The sequence below is a fragment of the Enterobacter sp. 01-M-02-SI-ECC genome, assembly GCF_047530595.1.
Classification (GTDB): Bacteria; Pseudomonadota; Gammaproteobacteria; order Enterobacterales; family Enterobacteriaceae; genus Enterobacter; species Enterobacter cloacae_M.
This window is the reverse complement of record NZ_JBLKCZ010000007.1, coordinates 36,121-60,246: the sequence shown is the minus strand read 5'-3', so window position 1 is coordinate 60,246 and position 24,126 is coordinate 36,121. Positions and strand designations below refer to the sequence as shown.

The following is a 24,126-nucleotide window of genomic DNA, read 5'->3' as shown; positions in this document are numbered from 1 at the left end:
TTTATGCCGGGTGGCGCTGTTGCTTACCCGGCCTACGGTTTGGCGGCTTTGTAGGCCGGGTAAGGCGTAGCCGCCACCCGGCAACGCAGACCGCGCTAGATCACGCTCAGCGCCTTCTCCACCACGTTCTCAACGGTAAAGCCGAAGTACGGGAACAGCTTATCGGCAGGGGCGGATTCACCGTAACCCCGCATGCCGACAATCGCCCCTTTGAGCCCGACATACTTGTACCAGTAGTCGGCAATACCGGCTTCCACCGCTACGCGAGCCGCGACGCTGGACGGCAGGACCGATTCACGGTACGCCTCGTCCTGGGCATCAAAAATATCCGTTGAGGGCAGGGACACCACGCGCACCGCGTGTCCTTCGGCAGTCAGTTTCTCCGCCGCTTTTACCGTAATTTCCACCTCGGACCCGGTCGCAATCAGGATCACGTCCGGTTTGCCGCCGCTGTCCTTCAGGATGTAGCCGCCGCGGGCGATGTTCTTCACCTGCTCCGGGGTTCGCTCAATCTGCGCCAGGTTCTGGCGTGACAGAATCAGTGCCGTTGGGCCATTGTGGCGTTCTACCGCCAGCTTCCAGCCCACCGCCGCTTCGACCTGATCGCACGGACGCCAGGTGCTGAAGTTCGGCGTCAGACGCAGGCTTGCCAGCTGTTCAACCGCCTGGTGCGTAGGCCCGTCTTCCCCCAGCCCGATGGAGTCATGGGTGTAGACCATAATCTGCCGCGCCTTCATCAGTGCCGCCATGCGCGCCGCGTTGCGGGCATACTCGACGAACATCAGGAAGGTGGCGGTATACGGCACAAACCCGCCGTGATGGGCGATGCCGTTGGCAATGGCGGTCATCCCGAACTCGCGCACGCCGTAGTGGATGTAGTTCCCGGCAATGTCCTCTTTCAGCGATTTTGAACCCGACCAGATGGTCAGGTTACTCGGTGCCAGGTCCGCCGAGCCGCCGAGCAGTTCGGGCAGAAGAGGGCCGATTGCGTTCAGGGTATTTTGCGACGCCTTGCGGGTGGCGATTTTCGCCGGGTTGGACTGCAGGTTTTCAATCAGCGCCTGGGTTTTATCGTCCCAGTCCTCCGGCAGGCCGCCGCTCATGCGGCGGGAAAACTCGGCAGCGAGATCCGGGTGCGCTTTTTTGTAGGCGGCAAACTTCTCGTTCCAGGACTGCTGGGCCTTTTCACCCGCCTCACGGGCATCCCAGGCTCTGTAGATCTCTTTCGGGATCTCAAACGGCGGATATTTCCAGCCCAGCTTTTGCCGGGTCAGCGCGACTTCCTCCTCGCCCAGCGCCGCGCCGTGCGCCTCCTCTTTGCCCGCCTTGTTCGGTGAGCCGAAGCCGATGACCGTGCGGCAGATAATCAGGGACGGTTTATCCTTCACGCTCTGCGCTTCCTGAATCGCTTTTTTCACCGCCTCAGGGTCGTGGCCATCGATCTCGTGCACCACGTGCCAGTGATAGGCTTCAAAGCGTTTTGCCGTGTCGTCGGTAAACCAGCCTTCGGTCTCCCCGTCGATGGAGATGCCGTTGTGATCGTAGAAGCCAATCAGCTTGCCGAGCCCCAGCGTGCCCGCCAGGGAGCAGACCTCATGGGAAATCCCCTCCATCAGGCAGCCGTCACCCATAAACACGTAGGTATAGTGGTCGACAATTTCGTGGTCCGGCTGGTTAAACTGCGCCGCCAGCGTGCGTTCGGCAATTGCCAGCCCAACCGCATTGGCCAGCCCCTGACCGAGCGGCCCGGTGGTGGTCTCCACCCCAGGCGTATAGCCAATCTCAGGGTGCCCCGGCGTTTTGGAGTGCAGCTGGCGGAAGTTTTTCAGCTCCTCAAGCGGCAGATCGTAGCCGGAAAGGTGCAGCAGGCTGTAGAGCAGCATTGAGGCGTGACCGTTGGAGAGAATAAAGCGGTCGCGATCGTACCAGGTCGGGTCATTGGGGTTGTGCTTCAGAAAGTCGTTCCACAGCACTTCGGCAATATCAGCCATGCCCATCGGCGCGCCGGGGTGGCCGGAATTGGCTTTTTGCACGGCATCCATGCTGAGGGCGCGAATGGCATTGGCTAGCTCTTTACGGGACATAGTTCACTCCGTGGCAAGGTTAAAGTTTGGCGGCGAGAAGATCTTCAAGTTTGCGCTGGTCGACGGCGAACTGGCGGATGCCGTCCGCCAGTTTTTCCACGGCCATGGCGTCCTGATTGTGCTCCCAGCGGAACTCCGCTTCGGTCATGGGTTTTGGTTTTGGCAGAACGGTGGAGGTCGGCACCAGCTTGCGGATCACCGTTTCTTCTTTGTCCTGTAGCTCCTGAAGCAGGTTAGGGGAGATGGTCAGACGGTCGCAGCCTGCCAGGGCGAGGATCTGCTCGGTACGGCGGAAGCTGGCCCCCATCACGATGGTTTCGTAGCGGTGCTGTTTGTAGTAGTCGTAGATATTACGGACCGATTTCACGCCCGGATCCTCATCCACCACGTATGGATCCATCGGCTGTTTCGCCTGATACCAGTCGTAGATGCGCCCGACAAACGGCGAGACGAGGAACACACCCGCCTCAGCGCAGGCGCGCGCCTGGGCAAACGAGAACAGCAGCGTCAGGTTGCAGTGGATGCCTTCTTTCTCCAGCACCTCTGCCGCGCGGATGCCTTCCCAGGTGGAGGCCAGCTTGATCAGAATGCGTGATTTATCGATCCCCTGCTCCTCGTACAGTTCCACCAGGCGACGCGCCTTATTAATGCTCTTTTCTTTATCGAACGAGAGGCGGGCGTCGACTTCGGTCGAGACGCGGCCCGGGATGCTTTTAAGAATTTCCGCACCAAAATTAACCGCCAGCTTATCGCTGGCTTCGGCGACCTGCTGCTCCTGCGTTTTCCCGCGCTGTTTACCGTAGGCAATGGCGTCATCAATCAGATGGCTAAAATGGGCAAGCCCTGCCGCTTTGAGCAGTAGCGAAGGGTTGGTGGTCGCGTCCTCCGGCTGATAGTGGCGAATCGACTCGATATCGCCGCTGTCTGCAACCACGGTGGTGAATTTTTTGATGCCGTCTAGCTGGTTCATAAATGATTACTCCTTGGAAATAAAAGAGTTAGATGAGTGCGTTAGTTCACACTTCTGAAAGAATCATGATGGACTTAACAAAAAAGCATAGCAGACGGGGGAGGCATTGCTTTTGAGACGGGTAACATGGCTGTTATAAATTGATAACAATTTTTAATGTGTGATGGTGAGAGTTTGGCTGCCTTCAAAGTTTAGGAGGCGGCCTGAGGCGATACTAGGCGGCACACCAGGGTGTGCATCAGGATCGCTTACGTCACCCTTTTGACCGATACGTGAAAGGAAAAATAAGATGGATGAGCAGTTGAAACAGAGTGCCCTCGATTTTCACGAGTTTCCTGTCCCGGGGAAAATCCAGGTCTCCCCAACCAAGCCGCTGGCAACCCAGCGCGATCTGGCGCTGGCCTATTCGCCGGGCGTGGCTGCACCGTGTCTGGAAATCGAAAAAGACCCGCTGGCGGCCTACAAATACACCGCGCGTGGCAACCTTGTCGCCGTGATCTCTAACGGCACGGCGGTGCTGGGGCTGGGCAACATCGGCGCGCTGGCTGGTAAGCCGGTGATGGAAGGGAAGGGGGTACTGTTCAAGAAATTCGCCGGTATCGACGTGTTCGATATTGAGGTGGACGAACTCGATCCTGACAAATTCATCAACGTGGTGGCCGCGCTGGAGCCGACCTTCGGCGGGATCAACCTGGAAGACATCAAAGCGCCGGAATGTTTCTATATCGAGCAGAAGCTGCGCGAGCGTATGAATATTCCCGTGTTCCACGATGACCAGCACGGGACCGCGATTATCAGCACCGCCGCGATTCTTAATGGCCTGCGCGTGGTAGAGAAAAATCTCTCCGACGTGCGCATGGTGGTCTCTGGCGCAGGCGCCGCGGCCATCGCCTGTATGAACCTGCTGGTGGCGCTGGGTATGCAGAAACACAATATTGTGGTCTGCGACTCCAAAGGCGTTATCTATAAAGACCGCGAGCCGAACATGGCGGAAACCAAAGCGGCGTACGCGGTCGACGACGACGGTAAACGCACCCTGGACGACGTGATTGACGGCGCGGATATCTTCCTCGGCTGCTCGGGTCCGAAAGTACTGACCCAGGAGATGGTGAAGAAGATGGCGCGTGCGCCAATGATCCTGGCCCTGGCGAACCCTGAACCGGAAATCCTGCCGCCGCTGGCGAAAGCGGTGCGTGAAGACGCCATCATTTGTACCGGCCGTTCGGACTACCCGAACCAGGTCAACAACGTGCTCTGCTTCCCGTTTATCTTCCGCGGCGCGCTGGACGTCGGCGCAACGGCGATCAACGAAGAGATGAAGCTCGCCGCCGTTCACGCCATCGCTGAGCTGGCGCACGCCGAGCAGAGCGAAGTGGTTGCCTCTGCCTACGGCGATCAGGATCTGAGCTTCGGCCCGGACTACATCATTCCAAAACCGTTCGACCCGCGTCTGATTGTTAAAATTGCGCCAGCCGTTGCCAAAGCGGCGATGGACTCCGGCGTGGCGACGCGTCCGATTCACGATTTCGACGCGTACGTCGATAAGCTCACCGAGTTCGTCTATAAAACGAACCTGTTCATGAAGCCGATCTTCTCCCAGGCGCGCGCCGACGCGAAGCGCGTGGTGCTGGCGGAAGGGGAAGAGGCGCGCGTGCTGCACGCCACCCAGGAGCTGATCACCTTAGGCCTGGCGAAGCCGATCCTGATTGGTCGTCCGAGCGTGATTGAGATGCGTATCCAGAAGCTGGGCCTGCAGATTAAGCCGGGCGTCGACTTTGAGATCGTTAACAACGAATCCGATCCGCGCTTCAAAGAGTACTGGAGCGAATACTACGCGATCATGAAGCGCCGGGGGATCACCCAGGAGCAGGCGCAGAAAGCGGTGATCAGCAACACGACGGTGATCGGCGCGATCATGGTGCATCGCGGCGAGGCGGACGCGCTGATCTGCGGCACAATCGGCGATTACCACGAGCACTTTAGCGTGGTGCAGGAGATCTTCGGCTATCGCGACGGCGTCCATACCGCCGGGGCGATGAACGCGCTGCTGCTGCCGAGCGGCAACACCTTTATTGCGGATACTTACGTTAACGACGATCCGACCCCGGACGAGCTGGCGGAAATCACGGTGATGGCCGCCGAGACCGTGCGTCGCTTTGGTATCGAGCCGAAGGTGGCGCTGCTGTCGCACTCTAACTTTGGTTCGTCTAAATCCGCGGCGGCCTGCAAAATGCGTCAGACGCTGGAGCTGGTGCGCGAGCGTGCGCCGGAGCTGATGATTGACGGGGAAATGCACGGCGATGCCGCGCTGGTGGAAAGCATCCGTAACGAACGTATGCCGGACAGCCCGCTGAAGGGATCGGCCAATATACTGATTATGCCGAACGTGGAAGCGGCGCGTATCAGCTATAACCTGCTGCGCGTCTCCAGCTCTGAAGGGGTGACCGTAGGACCGGTACTGATGGGCGTAGCGAAACCGGTGCATGTGTTAACGCCGATTGCCTCTGTGCGCCGTATCGTGAATATGGTGGCGCTGGCGGTGGTTGAGGCGCAGACGCAGCCGCTGTAATTTTTACCCTCACCCTAACCCTCCCCCAAAGGGAGAGGGGATAAGGGCTACACCCAATCCCGAACCTGAATAAACTCACGCAAGGCAGCCTCCGGGCTGCCTTCTTTTGGTTCGTAACAGTACTCCCAGCGCACCAGCGGCGGCATCGACATCAGAATCGACTCCGTGCGCCCGCCGGTCTGCAGGCCGAACAGCGTCCCGCGATCCCACACCAGGTTGAACTCCACGTAGCGCCCGCGGCGGTAAAGCTGGAACTCGCGCTCGCGCACGCCGTAATCGGTATTTTTACGACGCTCGACAATCGGCAGATAGGCGTCGGTGTAGCCTTCGCCTACCGCGCGCATAAAGCTGAACGCGGTATCAAAATCAGGCGCGTTGAGATCGTCAAAGAACAGCCCGCCGATGCCGCGCTGCTCGTCGCGGTGCATCAGGTAAAAGTAGTCATCGCACCACTTTTTGAATTTCGGGTAGACGTCTTCGCCAAACGGCAGGCAAAGGTCCCGCGCGGTGGTGTGCCAGTGCACGGCATCCTCTTCGAAGCCGTAGTAGGGCGTTAAATCGAAACCGCCGCCGAACCACCAGACCGGGTCGGCGCCCGGTTTTTCCGCAATGAAAAAGCGCACGTTGGCATGGCTGGTGGGCACGAACGGGTTGTGCGGGTGCACTACGAGCGAGACGCCCATCGCCTCGAAGCTGCGGCCCGCGAGTTCAGGACGATGCGCCGTCGCAGACGCGGGCATGGCGTCGCCGTGAACGTGGGAAAAATTCACGCCCGCCTGTTCGAAGATGCCGCCGTTACGCAGCACCCGGCTGCGCCCGCCGCCACCGGCCTCGCGTTGCCAGGTATCTTCCTGAAATTCACCGCCGTCTGCGGCGGCGAGTTTCTGGCAGATTTCATCCTGCAGCTGCAGCAGGAAGGTTTTGACCAGTTGAGCATCGGGTTTCATCAACGTTTCCTGGAGTGCGCTTTTTGGTTATCGAACCAGTTGAAGTAACTGATAATGCCGGAGGCGATGGCGTTGGCGATCTTCTGACGAAACGCCGTGGTGCCGAGGAGCCGCTCTTCTTCCGGGTTGGTAATAAAGGACGTTTCCACCAGCACGGACGGGATGGACGGCGATTTCAGGACCACGAACGCCGCCTGCTCGGTGCCTTTGCTGTGCAGACGATGCACCGGCTTAATCTTCTTCAGAATATGCGAGCCGAGCGTCAGGCTGTTTTTGATCGTATCCGTCTGCACGAGGTCGAACAGCACCTGCTGTAGCAGGTGGTCTTTGTCAGTGGCTTTCTTCCCGGCGACTTCATCCGCGCGGTTTTCGCGGTCGGAGAGGTATTTTGCCATGGCGCTACTGGCGCCACGGTTGGAAAGCGCAAACACCGAGGCTCCGGCCGCGGAAGGGTTGGTAAAGCCGTCGGCGTGGATCGACATAAACAGATCCGCACCGTGCTGGTGGGCGATCTCAACGCGGTCATACAGCGGAATAAAGGTGTCGCCAGAGCGCGTCAGACGGGCGTCAATGCCGTTGCTGCGTAAAATTGCGCGCACGTTTTTTGCAATTGCCAGCACGACGTGTTTTTCTTTCGACCCGTTTTTGCCTATAGCGCCGGTATCAATACCGCCGTGGCCCGGGTCGAGCATCACCAGGCGCTTCGCGCCCGGCTTTTTGGTTTTCGGTTTGCTGTGTCCGTTACTGGTTTTGAGCGTGCTCTCGTCTTTTGCCTGAGCCTGCTTTGCGATGCCCGTTAACGTTAAGGCCGCCAGCCCCGCTTTGAGAACCTGACGACGCGATGTGAGTGCTTTTAATGGTTTGAATGTGCTCATGCGGCCTGAATACTAAAAAATGGGGTCCTGGTGTTATATCGTATCGTGTTTCCCGTTACGACAGTCCATATTGATAATTGTTTTACTTTTCATTTCAATACGTGACAAAGTGACATTATGCCAAATTTTGGCGAGATTTTCCCCGGTTATTGGCGAAAGGCGAGCTTCGCGCCATAATCACTGTTTTTAAACCCGAAAAGGCGGTTAATACCATGGAGATACGCGTTTTTCGCCAGGAAGATTTCGAAGAGGTGATCACCCTTTGGGAGCGCTGCGATCTGCTGCGTCCGTGGAACGATCCGGAAATGGATATCGAACGTAAGGTGAATCACGACGTCAGTCTGTTTTTGGTCGCGGAAGTCAACGGCGAGGTTGTGGGGACGGTCATGGGCGGTTATGACGGCCACCGCGGCTCGGCCTATTATCTGGGCGTCCACCCCGAATACCGTGGCCGCGGCATCGCCAATGCGCTGCTGAACCGGCTCGAGAAGAAGCTGATCGCCCGTGGCTGCCCGAAAATCCAGATCATGGTGCGGGAAGATAACGACGTGGTGCTGGGCATGTATGAGCGCCTGGGCTACGAGCATTCCGACGTGCTGAGTTTAGGAAAGCGTCTGATCGAAGATGAAGAGTACTGAGATCCACCCGGCAGACTATGACGCGCAGGGCCGCGTCAGGCTGCCCTTTTTATTCTGGTGCGTTCTGCTGCTCCAGGCCCGGACCTGGGTGCTGTTTGTGATGGCCGCCGCGTCGCGCGGGCAGGGCGACACGCTGCTGAATCTCTTTTATCCCGATCATGACGCCTTCTGGCTCGGCTTGCTGCCGGGCGTACCGGCGGTGGTCGCTTTTTTATGCAGCGGACGACGGCATGCGATCCCCCGTTTTTGGGGCGCGCTTCGCTGGCTGCTGGTCCTCGCCCAGGTTGCGCTGCTCTTCTGGCAGCCGGTACTCTGGTGGTACGGTGAACCGCTGACGGGCACCGGCGTTGCGCTGGTGGTTGCCGATATTGTGGCCCTGCTGTGGCTGCTGACCAACCCGCGTCTTCGCGCCTGTTTTGCGCATCAGGATGATTAATCCGGCACTTTTTGCCGATGTCGCACTCCAACAAGCGTTGATTTAACAAGAAAGGACGTTTCAATGAAATCGCTGCGTTTATTTTTATGCGCTCTCCCGCTGGCGTTGACCGGCTGTTCGACGCTCTCCTCCATTAACTGGTCCGCCGCGTACCCGTGGAACTGGTTTGGCTCATCAACGGAAGTGACCGAGCAGGGCGTGGGGAAAATTACCGCCGCGACGGCGCTGGATCAGGACGCTATTCAGGATGCGCTCAGCGGCGATTACCGCCTGCGCAGCGGCATGAAAACGGAGAATGGCAATATTGTTCGCTATTACGAAGCGCTGAAGGGTGACAAGCTTGCTCTGGTGATCAACGGTGACAAAGGCACCGTAAACCGTATCGCTGTGATGGATGAAGATATTCCGACGGCGAGCGGTGTAAAAGTGGGTACGCCGTTCAGCGAACTTTATAAGCAGGCTTTTGGCAACTGCACCAGCCTGCCGTCTGACGACAAAGTCGCGGTGGAATGTAAGGCTGAAGGCAGCCAGCACATCAGCTATGTCTTCACCGGAACCTGGAGCGGTCCGGAAGGACTGATGCCGTCTGACGACACGCTCAAGAGCTGGAAAGTGAGCAAAATACTCTGGAAGCAGTAATTTGCGCCTGAACAAACCGCCTCGCTGAAATCCGGGTATAATAGCCGCCATCAATGCCACGCTGACGTGGCATCTTTATTTCAGGAGGAGCGATGTCTCAGGTTCAGAGTGGCATTTTGCCAGAACATTGCCGCGCGGCGATTTGGATTGAAGCCAATGTTAAAGGGGACGTGGATGCCCTGCGTGCGGCCAGTAAAGCGTTTGTTGATAAGCTGGCAACCTTCCAGGCCAAATTCCCGGAAGCCCACCTCGGCGCCGTTGTTGCCTTTGGCAATAACGTCTGGCGTCAGCTGAGCGGTGGCGAAGGGGCGGAAGAGCTGAAAGACTTCATCCCTTACGGCAAAGGTCTGGCTCCGGCGACCCAATACGACGTGCTGATCCATATTCTCTCCCTGCGTCACGACGTGAATTTCTCCGTTGCCCAGGAGGCAGTAGCGGCTTTTGGCGACAGCATTGAGGTGCAGGAAGAGGTTCACGGCTTCCGCTGGGTGGAAGAGCGCGATCTGAGCGGCTTCGTCGACGGCACCGAAAACCCGGCGGGTGAAGAGACGCGTCGCGACGTGGCGGTGATCAAAGACGGCGTGGACGCGGGCGGCAGCTACGTGTTCGTGCAGCGCTGGGAGCACAACCTCAAGCAGCTTAACCGCATGAGCGTGCACGATCAGGAGATGATGATTGGCCGCACTAAAGAAGCCAACGAAGAGATCGACGGCGACGACCGTCCAGTAACCTCTCACCTGTCCCGCGTTGATCTCAAAGAAGACGGCAAAGGGCTGAAGATTGTTCGCCAGAGCCTGCCTTACGGCACGGCAAGCGGCACGCACGGCCTCTACTTCTGCGCGTACTGCGCGCGCCTGTATAACATTGAGCAGCAGCTGCTGAGCATGTTCGGTGATACCGACGGCAAGCGCGACGCCATGCTGCGCTTCACCAAACCGGTGACCGGCGGCTATTACTTTGCGCCGTCCGTTGAGCGTCTGCTGGCGCTGTAATTTCCTTTCTCCCTCTCCCTGCGGGAGAGGGCTGGGGTGAAGGCATCAGGCCTCACCCTTATTCCCTTTTCTGCTTCTAAATCACCAAACGGTATATAAAACCGTTACTCCTTTCATCCCCGTTATAAATATTATGACTATAAGATAGTCATCACATTTATAAGGGTGCGCAATGGCCGTTACTGTACTGAAAAAAGGAACTCTGGCGCTGGCAGGTTTACTGCTGGTGGCACAGGCGCAGGCGACTGAACTGTTAAACAGTTCGTATGACGTTTCCCGCGAGCTGTTTGCCGCCCTTAATCCCCCGTTTGAACAGCAGTGGGCTAAAGACAATAACGGCGACAAGCTGACCATCAAGCAGTCCCACGCCGGATCGTCCAAGCAGGCGCTGGCGATTTTGCAGGGCCTGAAAGCGGATGTGGTGACCTACAACCAGGTGACTGACGTGCAGATCCTGCATGACAAAGGCAAGCTCATCCCGGCGGACTGGCAGAGTCGTCTGCCGAACAACAGCTCCCCGTTCTATTCCACCATGGGCTTCCTGGTGCGTAAGGGCAACCCGAAGAATATCCACGACTGGAGCGACCTGGTGCGTTCCGACGTGAAGCTGATTTTCCCGAACCCGAAAACCTCCGGTAACGCGCGCTACACCTATTTAGCCGCGTGGGGCGCGGCCGACAAGGCTGACGGTAATGATAAAGCCAAAACCGAGCAGTTCATGACCCAGTTCCTGAAAAACGTCGAAGTGTTTGATACCGGCGGCCGCGGGGCGACAACGACCTTCGCGGAGCGCGGTCTCGGCGACGTGCTGATCAGCTTTGAATCGGAAGTGAATAACATCCGCAAACAGTATGAAGCGCAGGGCTTCGAGGTCGTTATCCCGAAAACCAACATCCTGGCCGAGTTCCCGGTGGCGTGGGTGGATAAAAACGTGCAGGCAAACGGTACCGAGAAAGCGGCAAAAGCCTATCTCAACTACCTGTACAGCCCGCAGGCGCAGACCATCATTACCGATTACTACTACCGCGTGAACAACCCGGACGTAATGAACAAGCTGAAAGATAAGTTCCCGCAGACCGATTTGTTCCGCGTGGAAGATCATTTCGGCTCCTGGCCTGATGTGATGAAAACGCATTTTGCCAGCGGCGGTGAGTTAGACAAACTGCTGGCGGCGGGGCATAAGTAATGTTTGCAGTTTCGACAAAACGCGTGCTGCCGGGCTTTACCTTAAGCCTCGGGACAAGCCTGCTGTTCGTCTGCCTGATCCTGCTGTTGCCGCTCAGCGCGCTGGTGATGCAGCTTGCTCAGATGAGCTGGGCGCAGTACTGGGACGTGGTCACCAACCCGCAGGTGGTGGCGGCCTACAAGGTGACGCTGCTGTCGGCGTTTGTTGCCTCCATTTTTAACGGCGTGTTTGGCCTGCTGATGGCGTGGATCTTAACCCGCTATCGCTTCCCGGGCCGCACGCTGCTTGACGCCCTGATGGATCTGCCGTTTGCGCTGCCGACGGCGGTGGCGGGCTTAACCCTCGCGTCGCTCTTCTCTGTGAACGGGCTGTACGGCGAGTGGCTGGCGAAATTTGATATCAAAGTGACCTACACCTGGCTCGGTATCGCGGTGGCGATGGCCTTTACCAGCATCCCGTTTGTGGTCCGTACCGTGCAGCCGGTGCTGGAAGAGTTGGGTCCGGAATACGAAGAAGCGGCGGAAACGCTGGGTGCCACGCGCTGGCAGAGCTTCCGCAAGGTGGTTCTGCCGGAGCTCTCTCCGGCGCTGATGGCGGGCGTTGCGCTGTCGTTTACCCGCAGCCTCGGTGAGTTCGGCGCGGTGATTTTTATCGCCGGGAACATCGCCTGGAAAACGGAAGTCACCTCGCTGATGATTTTCATCCGTTTGCAGGAGTTTGATTATCCGGCGGCGAGCGCGATTGCCTCGGTGATCCTGGCGGCCTCGCTGCTGCTGCTGTACTCGATTAACACTCTGCAAAGTCGCTTTGGTCGACGTGTGGTAGGTCACTGATGGCGGAAGTTACGCAATTGAAGCGATACGATGCACCCCGCATCAACTGGGGTAAATGGTTTCTGATTGGGGCGGGCGTGCTGGTTTCCGCCCTCATTCTCGTCGTGCCGACGGTTTATATCTTCGTCCAGGCGTTCAGCAAAGGGCTGATGCCCGCGCTGGAAAATCTGGCGAACCCGGATATGCTGCATGCCATCTGGCTGACGGTGCTGATTGCGCTGATCACCGTGCCGGTGAACCTCGTGTTCGGGACCCTGCTGGCCTGGCTGGTAACCCGCTTTAACTTCCCGGGACGTCAGCTGCTGCTGACCCTGCTGGACATTCCTTTCGCCGTATCGCCGGTGGTGGCGGGTCTGGTGTACCTGCTCTTTTACGGCTCCAACGGTCCGTTGGGCGGCTGGCTGGACGAGCATAACCTGCAGATCATGTTCGCCTGGCCGGGCATGGTGCTGGTCACCATCTTCGTGACCTGTCCGTTTGTGGTGCGTGAGCTGGTGCCGGTGATGTTAAGCCAGGGGAGCAACGAAGACGAAGCGGCGGTGCTGCTGGGGGCTTCGGGCTGGCAAATGTTCCGCCGCGTGACGCTGCCGAACATTCGCTGGGCGCTGCTTTACGGCGTGGTGCTGACCAACGCCCGCGCGATCGGTGAGTTTGGTGCCGTGTCCGTCGTCTCCGGCTCCATCCGGGGTGAAACCCTGTCGCTGCCGCTCCAGATTGAGCTGCTGCAGCAGGACTACAACACCATCGGCTCGTTTACTGCCGCAGCGTTGCTGACGCTGATGGCCATTTTGACCCTGTTTTTGAAGAGTGTGGTGCAGTGGCGTTTAGAAAATCAGGAAAAACGTCAGCATCAGGAGGGAAATCATGAGCATTGAGATTGCCAATATTAAGAAGTCTTTTGGTCGCACCCAGGTGCTGAATGATATCTCGCTGGATATCCCTTCCGGACAAATGGTGGCGCTGCTGGGGCCGTCCGGCTCGGGCAAAACCACGCTGCTGCGTATTATCGCCGGGCTTGAGCATCAGACCAGCGGGCACATCCGCTTTCACGGCACCGACGTGAGCCGCCTGCACGCCCGCGATCGTAAAGTAGGATTTGTATTCCAGCATTACGCGCTGTTCCGCCACATGACCGTGTTCGACAACATTGCGTTTGGCCTGACCGTGCTGCCGCGTCGCGAACGTCCGGATACTGTAACCATTAAGGCCAAAGTGACCAAACTGCTGGAGATGGTGCAGCTGGCTCACCTGGCGGACCGTTTCCCGGCCCAGCTGTCCGGCGGGCAGAAACAGCGCGTGGCGCTGGCGCGCGCGCTGGCCGTTGAGCCGCAAATTCTGCTGCTGGATGAACCCTTCGGCGCGCTGGATGCGCAGGTGCGTAAAGAGCTGCGCCGCTGGCTGCGCCAGCTGCATGAGGAGCTGAAATTCACCAGCGTCTTCGTGACCCACGACCAGGAAGAGGCGATGGAAGTCGCGGATCGCGTGGTGGTCATGAGCCAGGGCAACATTGAGCAGGTTGACGAGCCGGAGCAGCTCTGGCGTGAACCGGCGACCCGCTTCGTGCTGGAGTTTATGGGCGAGGTAAACCGTCTTCAGGGTACTATTCGCGGTGGACAGTTCCACGTGGGCGCGCACCGCTGGCCGCTGGGCTATACCTCCGCGCATCAGGGGCCGGTCGATCTGTTCCTGCGTCCGTGGGAAGTGGACGTGAGCCGCCGAACCAGCCTGGATTCACCGCTGCCGGTGCAGGTGCTGGAAGCTAGCCCTAAAGGTCACTACACCCAATTGGTGGTACAGCCGCTGGGCTGGTATACCGAGCCGCTGACCGTGGTCATGCGCGACGACGTGCCGCCGCACCGGGGTGAGCGCCTGTTTGTCGGGCTGCAGCATGCCCGGATTTATCACGGGAAGGAGCGCATCGAGACGCGCGAGGATATTGCTCTGGCGGAGTCAGCCTGATAGGTTATTAGGATGTTTATCGCCCGGTGGCGCTGCGCTGACCGGGCCTACAGTTATCACTGCGTCTTGTAGGCCGGGATCGCTGCGCGCGCCCCGGCTTTTTTATTGAGTAAAAATCGTGAATACACTCGAACACACCATCGGCAACACTCCTCTGGTCAAGCTTCAGCGCATGGGGCCGGACAACGGCAGCGAAATCTGGGTCAAACTCGAAGGCAATAACCCGGCGGGGTCGGTGAAAGACCGAGCGGCGCTGTCGATGATTGTCCAGGCCGAAAAACGCGGAGAAATTAAGCCAGGCGACGTGCTCATAGAGGCCACCAGCGGCAACACCGGTATCGCCCTGGCGATGATTGCGGCGCTGAAAGGCTACCGCATGAAGCTGCTGATGCCGGACAACATGAGTCAGGAGCGCCGCGCGGCTATGCGAGCTTACGGTGCGGAGCTGATTCTGGTGACCAAAGAGCAGGGGATGGAAGGGGCGCGTGACTTAGCGCTGGAGATGGCTGAACGCGGTGAAGGTAAGTTGCTGGATCAGTTCAACAATCCGGACAACCCGTACGCGCACTACACCACCACCGGCCCGGAAATCTGGCAGCAAACCGACGGGCGTATCACCCATTTTGTCTCCAGCATGGGCACCACCGGCACCATTACCGGGGTATCGCGTTTTCTGCGCGAGCAGGTAAAAGCCGTCACCATCGTTGGCCTCCAGCCGGAAGAGGGGAGCAGCATTCCGGGCATTCGCCGCTGGCCGGCGGAGTATATGCCCGGCATCTTTAATGCGCAGCTGGTGGATCAGGTGCTGGATCTTCACCAGCGCGAGGCGGAAAATACCATGCGTGAGCTGGCCGTGCGCGAAGGTATCTTCTGCGGCGTCAGCTCGGGCGGCGCGGTAGCGGGTGCGATTCGGGTAGCGCAGGCAAACCCGGGTGCCGTAGTGGTGGCGATTATTTGCGATCGCGGCGATCGCTATCTGTCTACCGGCGTCTTTGGTGAAGAGAGTTATTCGCAGGGGGCGGGGATTTAAGCGTCATGGAGATGATTCTATTCCGGGATAACACCCGGGCGCAGCAAACCGACATTGTCGCCGTGCAGTCGCAGGTGGTTTACGGCAGCGTGGGGAACAGCATTGCGGTACCGAATATTCGTACCCACAGGCTGAACGTTACCGCCGTGCCGACGGTACTGTTTAGCAACACGCCGCACTACGACACGTTTTATGGTGGGGTGATCCCCGACGAGTGGTTCAGCGGCTATCTTAAGGCACTGGAAGAGCGCGAGATCCTGCGCGAGCTTAAGGCGGTCACCACCGGCTATATGGGCAGCGCCAGCCAGATCGTCCTGCTGGCTCAATGGCTGAAGGCGGTCAAAGCGCAGCATCCTGACCTGCTGGTGCTGGTCGACCCGGTTATCGGCGATATCGACAGCGGTATGTACGTGAAGCCTGAGATCCCGCAGGCGTATCGGGAGCACCTGCTGCCGCTGGCGCAGGGGATCACGCCAAACGTCTATGAGCTGGAAGTGTTAAGCGGCAAACCGTGCCGTACGCCTGAGAGCGCCATCTCTGCGGCGCAGGGACTGCTCTCCGACAGCCTGAAATGGGTGGCGATCACCAGCGCGCCGGTGGCCGATGACCCGGAAAACATCCACGTAGTGCTGGTGACGAATGAAGGCGTGACCGTCAGCGCGCATCCGCGCGTAGAAACCGATCTGAAAGGGACGGGCGACCTGTTCTGTTCAGAGCTGGTGAGCGGAATTGTAGAGGGGAAAACCGTTGCCGATGCTATCCGCATGGCCGGCGATCGGGTGACTGACGTGATGCTTTATACCCAGTCGAAAGGCTACGACGAGCTTATCCTCCCCGCATAAACAAAAATGGCGCCCGAAGGCGCCATTTTTCTGTGCGGCAAGAATTACTTCTTGATGCGGATAACCGGGGTTTCACCCACGGTGACGCTGCCAGACAGTTTGATCAGTTCTTTGATTTCGTCCATGTTGGAGATAACAACCGGCGTCAGGGTAGACTTGGCTTTTTCTTCCAGCAGTGGCAGATCGAATTCAATTACCGGGTCGCCAACTTTAACACGCTGGCCTTCTTCCGCGATACGTTTGAAGCCTTCGCCTTTCAGTTCAACGGTGTCGATACCGAAGTGAACGAACAGTTCGATACCGCTATCAGATTCGATAGAGAACGCATGGTTGGTTTCAAAAATTTTACCGATGGTGCCGTCAACTGGAGCAACCATTTTGTTGCCAGTTGGTTTGATAGCAATGCCATCACCAACGATTTTCTCAGCAAACACTACATCCGGCACGTCTTCGATGTTGACGATCTCACCGGAGAGCGGAGCAACAATCTCAATAGTTCCGGAGTCTTTCTTATCATCAGAAACCAGAGATTTCAGTTTATCGAACAAACCCATGATCTTCTCCTAAGCAGTAATTTGGGCCGCATCTCGTGGATTAGCAGATTGTTTTTTCTTCAATGAACTTGTTAACCAGCGTCATTAACTCGTCCGTTGTCGGTTGAGCAAGAGCCTGCTCTGCTAACACCTTCGCATCTTCGAAGTTCGTGTTACGGATAATCTTCTTAATGCGCGGGATGGAAATGGCGCTCATAGAGAATTCGTCCAGACCCATACCCAGCAACAGAAGTGTAGCACGTTCGTCGCCTGCAAGCTCACCACACATGCCAGTCCATTTACCTTCTGCATGAGAAGCATCAATAACTTGCTTGATCAAGTTCAGTACGGACGGTGACATTGGCTGGTAGAGATGTGAAATCATATCATTACCACGGTCAACTGCCAGGGTGTACTGCGTTAAATCATTGGTGCCGATACTAAAGAAATCAACTTCTTTGGCTAAATGACGCGCAATGGTCGCCGCCGCAGGTGTTTCCACCATCACGCCGATCTCGATTGACTCGTCAAACGCTTTACCTTCGTCGCGCAGTTCCTGTTTATAGATTTCGATCTCTTTCTTCAGTGCACGCACTTCTTCAACAGAGATGATCATCGGGAACATGATGCGCAGTTTACCGAAAGCAGACGCACGCAGGATCGCGCGAACCTGGTCACGCAGGATCTCTTTACGATCCATCGCGATACGGATTGCACGCCAGCCCAGGAACGGGTTCTCTTCTTTCGGGAAGTTCATGTACGGCAGCTCTTTGTCGCCACCGATGTCCATGGTACGGACGATAACCGCCTGAGAGCCACACGCTTCAGCCACGGCTTTATAAGCAGCAAACTGCTCTTCTTCCGTTGGCAGCGCGTCGCGGTCCATGAACAGGAATTCTGTACGATAGAGACCGACGCCTTCCGCACCGTTGCGCTCAGCGCCATCAACGTCGCGGACGGTACCGATGTTTGCGCACACTTCTACCTGATGGCCGTCCAGGGTGATGGCTGGCAGGTCTTTCAGCTTAGCGAGTTCCGCTTTTTCAGTCGCAACCTGCTCCTGAACCGCGCGCAGTTTATCGATCTCTTCATTGGTTGGGTTGACGTAAACCAGATTGTTTACGGCATCCAGAATCAGATAGTCGCCGTTTTTCACCTGAGAGGTGACGCTACCGGTACCCACGATGGCTGGCAGTTCCAGAGAGCGCGCCATGATCGAGGTGTGGGAAGTACGGCCACCCGCGTCGGTGATGAAACCGAGGACCTTTTTCAGGTTCAGCTGTGCGGTTTCAGACGGAGTGAGGTCAGCGGCAACCAGGATGACTTCATCCTGAATCGCGCTCAGGTCGATGATGGCCAGACCCAGGATGTTGCGCAGCAGGCGCTTACCGATGTCACGTACGTCAGCCGCACGCTCTTTCAGGTATTCATCATCCAGTTCTTCCAGGGCAGTTGCCTGACCTTCGATAACTTCATGCGCAGCCGCGTCGGCCGTCATGCCTTTATCTTTAATCAGGGCTATGATTTCCTGCTCCAGCTCCTCATCTTCGAGCAGCATGATGTGCCCTTCGAAGATGGCTTCTTTTTCTTCACCGAAAGTTTCGCCAGCTTTAGTTTTGATTGCTTCCAGTTGCGCAGATGCCTTGGCACGACCGCTCAGAAAACGTTCAACTTCCTGATCAACCTTGTCGGCAGAAATTTTTTTCCGGTCGATGACGATCTCGTCTTCTTTCAGCAGCAGTGCTTTGCCGAAAGCGATACCCGGGGATGCTAAAATGCCTGAAATCATAACCCTACCTTACTTGTGACTGATATTTAAAAGAACCCGGAAACTTACTCGAGCTCAGCCATCAGTTTTACCAGATGCTCAACTGCTTTCTGCTCGTCTTCACCTTCTGCAGAGATGGTGACAACGGTGCCCTGAGTCAGGCCCAGAGTCTGCAGTTTGAACAGGCTTTTTGCGCTCGCGCTTTTGCCGTTGGAAGTCACAGTGATTTCAGAAGTGAAGCCTTTTGCTTCTTTAACAAACTGAGCAGCAGGGCGGGTGTGCAGACCGTTCGGAGCGGTAATGGTAACTTCTTGCTGGAACATTGTATTTCCCCAACTTATAGGTTTAGTGTTGTGGAACTAAAGTCTAGCCTGGCGACTGAACTTTAGCCTGTATTGTTAGCGCTGACGTTTCGATCGTCATTAAACATTATGCAGCGAAAGCAAGACTTGAACCAAATCATAAAATCGATTCAGCAAGGCTATTTCATTCACCGATTAATTTCACGCATCAAAATAATTGCTGGTTTAAATACCAGACCCAACGGGGTGAAGCAATGCCAGGAGGGGCAAAAGTTTGAAGCAGGCCACAAAAAAGCACCTGAAAAGGTGCTTTTTTACGCGTTATTAACATGCTGGCACTACTGTTGCAGTTCTTTTTCGGTAAACAGATCGGCAAACAGTGCGGTGCTCAGGTAACGCTCGCCCGAAGAAGGAAGGATAACCACAATATTCTTGTTGGTAAAGGCTTCATCTTCCTGAAGCTTGAGTGCTGCCGCAACGGCTGCACCGGAAGAGATACCCGCCAGAATGCCTTCTTCATCCATCAGGCGACGCGCGGTAGAAATGGCTTCTTCGTTAGTGATGGTCACCACTTTATCGATCAGCTTCAGATCCAGGTTGCCCGGAATGAAGCCTGCGCCAATACCCTGAATTTTATGCGGGCCTGGTTTAAGCTCTTCACCCGCCAGTGCCTGGGTGATAACCGGTGAGTCAGTTGGCTCAACGGCAACGGTGATCAGGTCTTTTTTACCCTTTGTGCCTTTAATATAGCGTGACACGCCGGTCAGCGTACCGCCGGTACCCACGCCGGAGATAAATACGTCAACCTGGCCGTCGGTATCTTCCCAGATTTCCGGACCGGTGGTCTTCTCGTGAATTTCCGGGTTAGCCGGGTTGCTGAACTGCTGCAGCAGCAGATATTTCGCCGGATCGCTGGCCACAATCTCTTCAGCTTTCTGAATGGCGCCCTTCATGCCCTTCGCGCCTTCGGTCAGCACCAGGTTCGCGCCCAGCGCTTTAAGCAGTTTACGACGCTCGATGCTCATGGTTTCTGGCATAGTCAGCGTCAGCTTGTAGCCGCGTGCGGCAGCCACATAGGCCAGAGCAATACCGGTGTTACCGCTGGTCGGTTCCACCAGCTCAACGCCAGGCTTCAGTACGCCACGTTTTTCAGCATCCCAAATCATGTTTGCACCGATACGGCATTTTACGCTGAAGCTCGGGTTACGTGATTCTACCTTCGCCAGAATGCGTCCATTACCGATACGGTTCAGTCGAACCAGGGGCGTATGACCGATAGTCAGCGAGTTGTCTTCATAAATCTTACTCATGGCCTGTCCTTAACTGTATGAAATTGGGATACCGACCCAGCATACCTGTTGAGCAGGTAGGGGGAAGTAAGGAATTCGCATATCTATATACTGCAAGGAAATAATGGGGATCAGTATGGAATAAGGGGCGGCATAAGCCACCCCTGCTTTACACATTTTTGCATTATTTCCATAACGCGTGCTTAGCACGGTAGCAGTCGACCCACATCGCCGTCGCGCCGCAGACGGCGACGGGCATGATGAACAGATTCAGGAAGGGAATCATGGTGAACAGGCTGGTCAGCGCGCCAAACTGCATATTGGCGACCTTCTGACTGCGCAGGGCAGTGCGCATCTCTTTAAACGGCACCTTATGGTTATCGAACGGATAGTCGCAGTACTGGATGGCCAGCATCCAGGCGCTGAACAGAAACCACAGCACCGGCGCCACCGTCTGGCCAATGCCTGGCACAAAGTAGAGGATAAGCAGCACAATCGCGCGGGGCAGGTACCAGGCAAACTTCTGCCACTCGCGCTTCATGATGCGTGGCAGGTCTTTCATGATCCCCAGCACGCCCGTGTCCGGCGGCGTCGCGCCGGTAAGCCGCGCTTCAAGCTGTTCCGCCAGCAGACCGTTAAACGGTGCGGCTATCCAGTTGGCTATCGTCGAAAAGAAGTACCCAAACACCAGCAGCACGGAAATTACCGCCACCGGCCAGAGCAGGTAGTTAAGCCACTGCAGCCAGTCCGGAACGTAACTCATCAGCGACGGGATCCAGTTCTCCAGCTTTGTGAATAGCCACCAGAACGCGCCGCCCATCAGAATAATGTTGATCAACAGCGGCAGAATCACGAAGCGTCGAATCCCCGGCAGGGAGACCAGTTTCCAGCCCTGAGAAAAATACCAGACGCCGCTGCGCGGGGGAGAAGAAGATGTTGAAACCATAGCCAGGCTGTACTCCTTTTTACACAACCAGTGGAATTGCCCGCCTATATTATCCACTTACGGAGCAATGACCAGTTCGGAAATGTTCGAAAAACCAGCAAAAAGCACGATTTCCTTCATCTTTATGCTGTGAATGCTCTGCACACACTTGCACTTGACGTAAACGGCAAATACTCTTAGTGAGTAAATGTTTGCCGTGGTGGCAAGGTGTTAGAACAACAGAGAATATAATGATGCAGGATTTGCGTCTGATATTAATCATTGTTGGCGCGATCGCCATAATCGCTTTACTGGTACATGGTTTCTGGACCAGCCGTAAAGAGCGTTCCTCGATGTTCCGCGATCGCCCACTGAAGCGCATGAAGTCCAGTCGTGACGACGATGACAGTGAAGATGACATCGACGGCAGCGATGACGACGGCGTGGGTGAAGTTCGTGTTCATCGGGTCAATACTGCGCCCGGCGCAGGCCATGGGGAGCATGAAGCGCCTCGTCCTTCGCAGCACCAGTATCAACCGCCGTATGCTTCTGCACAGCCGCGCCAGCCAGCGCCGCAGCCTGTGGAAGAACCGGTGCGCCAGCCGCCGCAACAGCCTGTTTATCAGCAGCCTGCTGCGCCACAGCCGGTTCAACAGCAGCCCGTGCAGCAACAGCCTGCTCAGCCGGTACAACAACCGCAGCAGCCTGTTCACGTACAGCCTGCGCCTCAGCCTGCTCCGGCCCCGCACGTTGAGCCTGAGCCCGTTGTAGAGCCAGAGCCGGTTGTTGAAAAACCACAGCGTAAAGAAGCGGTGATCATCATGAACGTGGCCGCGCATCACGGCAGCCATCTCAACGGTGATGTGCTGCTCAACAGTATTCAACAGGCAGGATTCAAGTTTGGCGATATGAACATTTTCCATCGCCACCTGAGCCCTGACGGTAGCGGCCCGGCGCTTTTCAGCCTGGCCAACATGGTTAACCCTGGTACCTTTGATCCGGAAATGACCGGTGATTTCGTGACCCCGGGCGTCACTATCTTTATGCAGGTACCTTCTTACGGCGACGAACTGCAAAACTTTAAGCTGATGCTGCAGTCCGCTCAGCACATCGCTGACGAAGTCGGTGGCGTGGTGCTTGACGATCAGCGTCGAATGATGACCCCGCAGAAGCTGCGCGAGTATCAGGACCGCATCCGCGAAGTTAAGGAAGCTAACGCGTAATCGTCGCGTTTACTTCAACTCCTCCTCAACCCCCGCCTGTCGGGGGTTTTTTCTCATTGATGGTGCGATATGGACTCAATCGAAAAACAACTCACTGAACTGCGAACCACGCTTCGCCATCATGAATACCTCTATCATGTTATGGACGCGCCGGAAGTCCCGGATGCGGAATATGACCGCCTGATGCGCGAGCTGCGCGAGTTAGAGGCGCAGCATCCAGAGCTCATCACGCCGGATTCCCCCACCCAGCGCGTCGGCGCTGAGCCGCTGGGCGCTTTCAGCCAGGTGCGCCATGAGGTGCCGATGCTGTCGCTGGATAACGTCTTCGATGAAGAGAGCTTCCTCGCGTTTAACAAGCGCGTGCAGGATCGCCTGAAAAGCAGCGACTCCCTCACCTGGTGCTGCGAGCTCAAGCTGGATGGCCTGGCGGTCAGCCTTCTCTACGAAAACGGCGTGCTGGTGCGTGCCGCAACGCGTGGCGACGGTACAACGGGCGAAGACATCACCACCAACGTGCGTACCATCCGCGCGATCCCGCTGAAGCTGCAGGGTGACAACATTCCCGCACGTCTGGAAGTGCGCGGCGAGGTGTTCCTGCCCCAGGCGGGCTTCGAGAAAATTAACGAAGAGGCGCGTCGCACCGGCGGAAAGGTGTTTGCTAACCCGCGTAATGCGGCGGCAGGCTCTCTGCGCCAGCTTGATCCACGTATCACCGCGAAGCGACCGCTTACTTTCTTCTGCTACGGCGTCGGTATTCTGGAGGGCGGCGAGCTGCCGGATACGCACCTCGGACGTCTGCTGCAGTTTAAAGCGTGGGGTCTGCCGGTGAGCAACCGCGTTCAGCTCTGCGACTCGCCGGAAGCGGTGCTGGCGTTCTACCACAAGGTGGAAGAGGACCGCCCGACGCTCGGTTTTGATATTGATGGCGTCGTCATCAAGGTGAATTCACTGGCGCTGCAGGAGCAGCTGGGCTTTGTGGCGCGCGCGCCGCGCTGGGCGGTGGCGTTTAAATTCCCTGCTCAGGAGCAGATGACCTTCGTTCGCGACGTGGAGTTCCAGGTAGGCCGTACGGGGGCGATTACCCCGGTCGCACGTCTGGAGCCCGTGCAGGTCGCGGGCGTGCTGGTGAGTAATGCCACGTTGCATAACGCCGATGAAATCGAACGCCTCGGCCTGCGCATTGGTGACAAAGTGGTGATTCGCCGCGCGGGCGACGTTATTCCGCAGGTGGTTAACGTCGTGGAGTCAGAGCGTCCTGCCGATACGCGCGAGATCGTCTTCCCGACCCACTGCCCGGTGTGCGGCTCCGACGTTGAGCGTGTGGAAGGCGAAGCGGTGGCGCGCTGTACGGGAGGCTTAATCTGTGGTGCGCAGCGTAAAGAGTCGCTGAAGCACTTCGTCTCCCGTCGGGCGATGGACGTCGACGGCATGGGCGACAAGATTATCGATCAGCTGGTTGAGAAAGAGTATGTCCATACGCCAGCGGATCTCTTCAGGCTGACGGCAGGAAAACTGACCGGCCTGGATCGCATGGGGCCAAAGTCAGCCCAGAATGTGGTTAACGCGCTCGAAGCCGCAAAAGAAACGACCTTTGCCCGCTTCCTTTACGCGCTGGGCATTCGTGAAGTGGGTGAGGCGACGGCGGCGGGCCTGGCGGCGTATTTTGGTACGCTGGAGGCGCTGGAAAAGGCAAGCATCGACGAGCTGCAGAAAGTCCCTGACGTTGGCATTGTGGTCGCCACGCACGTTTTTAACTTCTTCGCCGAAGAGAGCAACCGTGAAGTTATCGGCAAGCTGCTGGAAGAGGGCATTAAGTGGCCCGCGCCGGTAGTGGTTAACGCCGAAGAGATCGACAGCCCGTTCGCCGGTAAAACGGTAGTCCTGACCGGCAGCCTGAGCCAGCTTTCACGCGACGATGCGAAAGCGCGCCTGGTGGCGCTGGGGGCCAAAGTGGCGGGCAGCGTGTCGAAGAAAACCGACCTGGTGATCGCCGGGGAAGCGGCGGGCTCGAAGCTGGCGAAAGCCCAGGAGCTCGGCATTGAGGTTATCGACGAAGCGGAAATGATGCGTCTGTTAGGAGAGTAAC

General features: G+C 57.1%; 22 protein-coding genes. 13 read left to right on the top strand and 9 right to left on the bottom strand.

All coding sequences use genetic code 11. The annotated features are described in order from the left end of the window. Window positions 1-95: 95 nt before the first annotated feature. Window positions 96-2,084 carry a transketolase gene (gene tkt, locus ACMWLG_RS11690; RefSeq protein ID WP_045399745.1) on the bottom strand — a complete coding sequence of 663 codons (1,989 nt, stop codon included), beginning with the start codon at window positions 2,082-2,084 and terminating at the stop codon, window positions 96-98. Window positions 2,085-2,103: 19 nt separating this feature from the next. Beyond that, window positions 2,104-3,054: a transaldolase gene (tal, locus tag ACMWLG_RS11685; protein WP_023308742.1), complete on the bottom strand. Its 951-nt coding sequence runs from the start codon at window positions 3,052-3,054 to the stop codon at window positions 2,104-2,106. A 289-nt stretch (window positions 3,055-3,343) separates the two neighbouring features. On the opposite strand from tal, the gene maeB reads away from it, so the two are divergent. Further along, window positions 3,344-5,623 (top strand): NADP-dependent oxaloacetate-decarboxylating malate dehydrogenase, encoded by a 2,280-nt coding sequence (gene maeB / locus ACMWLG_RS11680; RefSeq protein ID WP_023308741.1) that lies wholly within the window; start codon window positions 3,344-3,346, stop codon window positions 5,621-5,623. Between the two features lie 47 nt (window positions 5,624-5,670). Here the strand turns inward: maeB and hemF are convergent, their stop codons facing one another. Together hemF and amiA are read right to left on the bottom strand one after the other, a co-directional pair. Then, a complete protein-coding gene (gene hemF / locus ACMWLG_RS11675; protein WP_414762987.1) occupies window positions 5,671-6,570 on the bottom strand; it encodes an oxygen-dependent coproporphyrinogen oxidase in 900 nt (299 codons plus the stop codon). Then, a complete protein-coding gene (amiA, locus tag ACMWLG_RS11670; RefSeq protein WP_023308739.1) occupies window positions 6,570-7,445 on the bottom strand; it encodes an N-acetylmuramoyl-L-alanine amidase AmiA in 876 nt (291 codons plus the stop codon). Before amiA ends, hemF begins: the two co-directional genes overlap by 1 nt. Before the next feature lie 212 nt (window positions 7,446-7,657). Here amiA and ACMWLG_RS11665 point away from each other — a divergent pair, with 212 nt between their 5' ends. The 10 genes from ACMWLG_RS11665 to pdxK all read left to right on the top strand — a co-directional run bounded on the left by ACMWLG_RS11665 (window position 7,658) and on the right by pdxK (window position 16,000). Continuing rightward, entirely contained in the window at window positions 7,658-8,083 is a 426-nt protein-coding gene (locus ACMWLG_RS11665) for a GNAT family acetyltransferase (RefSeq protein WP_023308738.1), read from the top strand. Next, window positions 8,070-8,519: a DUF2919 domain-containing protein gene (locus ACMWLG_RS11660; protein WP_023308737.1), complete on the top strand. Its 450-nt coding sequence runs from the start codon at window positions 8,070-8,072 to the stop codon at window positions 8,517-8,519. Before ACMWLG_RS11665 ends, ACMWLG_RS11660 begins: the two co-directional genes overlap by 14 nt. A 63-nt stretch (window positions 8,520-8,582) precedes the next feature. Beyond that, a complete protein-coding gene (locus ACMWLG_RS11655; RefSeq protein WP_023308736.1) occupies window positions 8,583-9,158 on the top strand; it encodes an RpoE-regulated lipoprotein in 576 nt (191 codons plus the stop codon). Between the two features lie 92 nt (window positions 9,159-9,250). Further along, window positions 9,251-10,150, top strand: a complete 900-nt coding sequence (locus tag ACMWLG_RS11650; protein ID WP_045399748.1) for a Dyp-type peroxidase — start codon at window positions 9,251-9,253, stop codon at window positions 10,148-10,150. 172 nt (window positions 10,151-10,322) lie between these two features. Continuing rightward, window positions 10,323-11,336: a sulfate ABC transporter substrate-binding protein gene (locus ACMWLG_RS11645; protein ID WP_023308734.1), complete on the top strand. Its 1,014-nt coding sequence runs from the start codon at window positions 10,323-10,325 to the stop codon at window positions 11,334-11,336. Next, complete coding sequence (gene cysT / locus ACMWLG_RS11640; RefSeq protein WP_004123378.1) at window positions 11,336-12,169, top strand: sulfate/thiosulfate ABC transporter permease CysT; 834 nt, start codon at window positions 11,336-11,338, stop codon at window positions 12,167-12,169. The genes ACMWLG_RS11645 and cysT overlap by 1 nt, the downstream gene beginning before the upstream one ends. Then, window positions 12,169-13,044 carry a sulfate/thiosulfate ABC transporter permease CysW gene (gene cysW, locus ACMWLG_RS11635; RefSeq protein ID WP_023308733.1) on the top strand — a complete coding sequence of 292 codons (876 nt, stop codon included), beginning with the start codon at window positions 12,169-12,171 and terminating at the stop codon, window positions 13,042-13,044. Before cysT ends, cysW begins: the two co-directional genes overlap by 1 nt. Then, a complete protein-coding gene (cysA, locus tag ACMWLG_RS11630; protein ID WP_045399754.1) occupies window positions 13,034-14,128 on the top strand; it encodes a sulfate/thiosulfate ABC transporter ATP-binding protein CysA in 1,095 nt (364 codons plus the stop codon). Before cysW ends, cysA begins: the two co-directional genes overlap by 11 nt. Before the next feature lie 118 nt (window positions 14,129-14,246). Continuing rightward, window positions 14,247-15,158: a cysteine synthase CysM gene (cysM, locus tag ACMWLG_RS11625; RefSeq protein WP_045399757.1), complete on the top strand. Its 912-nt coding sequence runs from the start codon at window positions 14,247-14,249 to the stop codon at window positions 15,156-15,158. Window positions 15,159-15,163: 5 nt separating this feature from the next. Then, window positions 15,164-16,000, top strand: coding sequence for a pyridoxine/pyridoxal/pyridoxamine kinase (gene pdxK / locus ACMWLG_RS11620; RefSeq protein WP_039263699.1), 837 nt, complete (start codon window positions 15,164-15,166; stop codon window positions 15,998-16,000). A 44-nt stretch (window positions 16,001-16,044) separates the two neighbouring features. On the opposite strand, the gene crr is transcribed toward pdxK, so the two are convergent. From crr to cysZ, 5 genes are all read right to left on the bottom strand, one after another. Then, window positions 16,045-16,554 carry a PTS glucose transporter subunit IIA gene (gene crr / locus ACMWLG_RS11615; protein ID WP_003861316.1) on the bottom strand — a complete coding sequence of 170 codons (510 nt, stop codon included), beginning with the start codon at window positions 16,552-16,554 and terminating at the stop codon, window positions 16,045-16,047. A gap of 40 nt (window positions 16,555-16,594) precedes the next feature. After that, the gene (gene ptsI, locus ACMWLG_RS11610) at window positions 16,595-18,322 is read right to left on the bottom strand and encodes a phosphoenolpyruvate-protein phosphotransferase PtsI (protein WP_023332954.1); all 1,728 of its coding nucleotides are present in this window, start codon (window positions 18,320-18,322) and stop codon (window positions 16,595-16,597) included. A gap of 44 nt (window positions 18,323-18,366) precedes the next feature. Then, window positions 18,367-18,624: a phosphocarrier protein Hpr gene (gene ptsH / locus ACMWLG_RS11605; protein ID WP_000487600.1), complete on the bottom strand. Its 258-nt coding sequence runs from the start codon at window positions 18,622-18,624 to the stop codon at window positions 18,367-18,369. 317 nt (window positions 18,625-18,941) lie between these two features. Beyond that, complete coding sequence (gene cysK / locus ACMWLG_RS11600) at window positions 18,942-19,913, bottom strand: cysteine synthase A (protein ID WP_014884739.1); 972 nt, start codon at window positions 19,911-19,913, stop codon at window positions 18,942-18,944. Window positions 19,914-20,076: 163 nt separating this feature from the next. Next, window positions 20,077-20,838, bottom strand: coding sequence for a sulfate transporter CysZ (cysZ, locus tag ACMWLG_RS11595; protein ID WP_045399761.1), 762 nt, complete (start codon window positions 20,836-20,838; stop codon window positions 20,077-20,079). A 230-nt stretch (window positions 20,839-21,068) separates the two neighbouring features. Between cysZ and zipA the strand changes: the two genes are divergently transcribed. Then, on the top strand, window positions 21,069-22,040 hold the full coding sequence (zipA, locus tag ACMWLG_RS11590; RefSeq protein WP_045399764.1) for a cell division protein ZipA: 972 nt from the start codon (window positions 21,069-21,071) through the stop codon (window positions 22,038-22,040). 69 nt (window positions 22,041-22,109) lie between these two features. Beyond that, window positions 22,110-24,125 (top strand): NAD-dependent DNA ligase LigA, encoded by a 2,016-nt coding sequence (ligA, locus tag ACMWLG_RS11585; protein WP_045399767.1) that lies wholly within the window; start codon window positions 22,110-22,112, stop codon window positions 24,123-24,125. The last annotated feature ends 1 nt before the right edge of the window (window position 24,126 follow it).

Coding starts and splice junctions, on each gene's coding strand:
- tkt (WP_045399745.1), bottom strand. CDS start 2,084: ATGTCCCGTAAAGAGCTAGCCAATGCCATTCGCGCCCTCAGCATGGAT.
- tal (WP_023308742.1), bottom strand. CDS start 3,054: ATGAACCAGCTAGACGGCATCAAAAAATTCACCACCGTGGTTGCAGAC.
- maeB (WP_023308741.1), top strand. CDS start 3,344: ATGGATGAGCAGTTGAAACAGAGTGCCCTCGATTTTCACGAGTTTCCT.
- hemF (WP_414762987.1), bottom strand. CDS start 6,570: ATGAAACCCGATGCTCAACTGGTCAAAACCTTCCTGCTGCAGCTGCAG.
- amiA (WP_023308739.1), bottom strand. CDS start 7,445: ATGAGCACATTCAAACCATTAAAAGCACTCACATCGCGTCGTCAGGTT.
- ACMWLG_RS11665 (WP_023308738.1), top strand. CDS start 7,658: ATGGAGATACGCGTTTTTCGCCAGGAAGATTTCGAAGAGGTGATCACC.
- ACMWLG_RS11660 (WP_023308737.1), top strand. CDS start 8,070: ATGAAGAGTACTGAGATCCACCCGGCAGACTATGACGCGCAGGGCCGC.
- ACMWLG_RS11655 (WP_023308736.1), top strand. CDS start 8,583: ATGAAATCGCTGCGTTTATTTTTATGCGCTCTCCCGCTGGCGTTGACC.
- ACMWLG_RS11650 (WP_045399748.1), top strand. CDS start 9,251: ATGTCTCAGGTTCAGAGTGGCATTTTGCCAGAACATTGCCGCGCGGCG.
- ACMWLG_RS11645 (WP_023308734.1), top strand. CDS start 10,323: ATGGCCGTTACTGTACTGAAAAAAGGAACTCTGGCGCTGGCAGGTTTA.
- cysT (WP_004123378.1), top strand. CDS start 11,336: ATGTTTGCAGTTTCGACAAAACGCGTGCTGCCGGGCTTTACCTTAAGC.
- cysW (WP_023308733.1), top strand. CDS start 12,169: ATGGCGGAAGTTACGCAATTGAAGCGATACGATGCACCCCGCATCAAC.
- cysA (WP_045399754.1), top strand. CDS start 13,034: ATGAGCATTGAGATTGCCAATATTAAGAAGTCTTTTGGTCGCACCCAG.
- pdxK (WP_039263699.1), top strand. CDS start 15,164: ATGGAGATGATTCTATTCCGGGATAACACCCGGGCGCAGCAAACCGAC.
- crr (WP_003861316.1), bottom strand. CDS start 16,554: ATGGGTTTGTTCGATAAACTGAAATCTCTGGTTTCTGATGATAAGAAA.
- ptsI (WP_023332954.1), bottom strand. CDS start 18,322: ATGATTTCAGGCATTTTAGCATCCCCGGGTATCGCTTTCGGCAAAGCA.
- ptsH (WP_000487600.1), bottom strand. CDS start 18,624: ATGTTCCAGCAAGAAGTTACCATTACCGCTCCGAACGGTCTGCACACC.
- cysK (WP_014884739.1), bottom strand. CDS start 19,913: ATGAGTAAGATTTATGAAGACAACTCGCTGACTATCGGTCATACGCCC.
- cysZ (WP_045399761.1), bottom strand. CDS start 20,838: ATGGTTTCAACATCTTCTTCTCCCCCGCGCAGCGGCGTCTGGTATTTT.
- zipA (WP_045399764.1), top strand. CDS start 21,069: ATGATGCAGGATTTGCGTCTGATATTAATCATTGTTGGCGCGATCGCC.
- ligA (WP_045399767.1), top strand. CDS start 22,110: ATGGACTCAATCGAAAAACAACTCACTGAACTGCGAACCACGCTTCGC.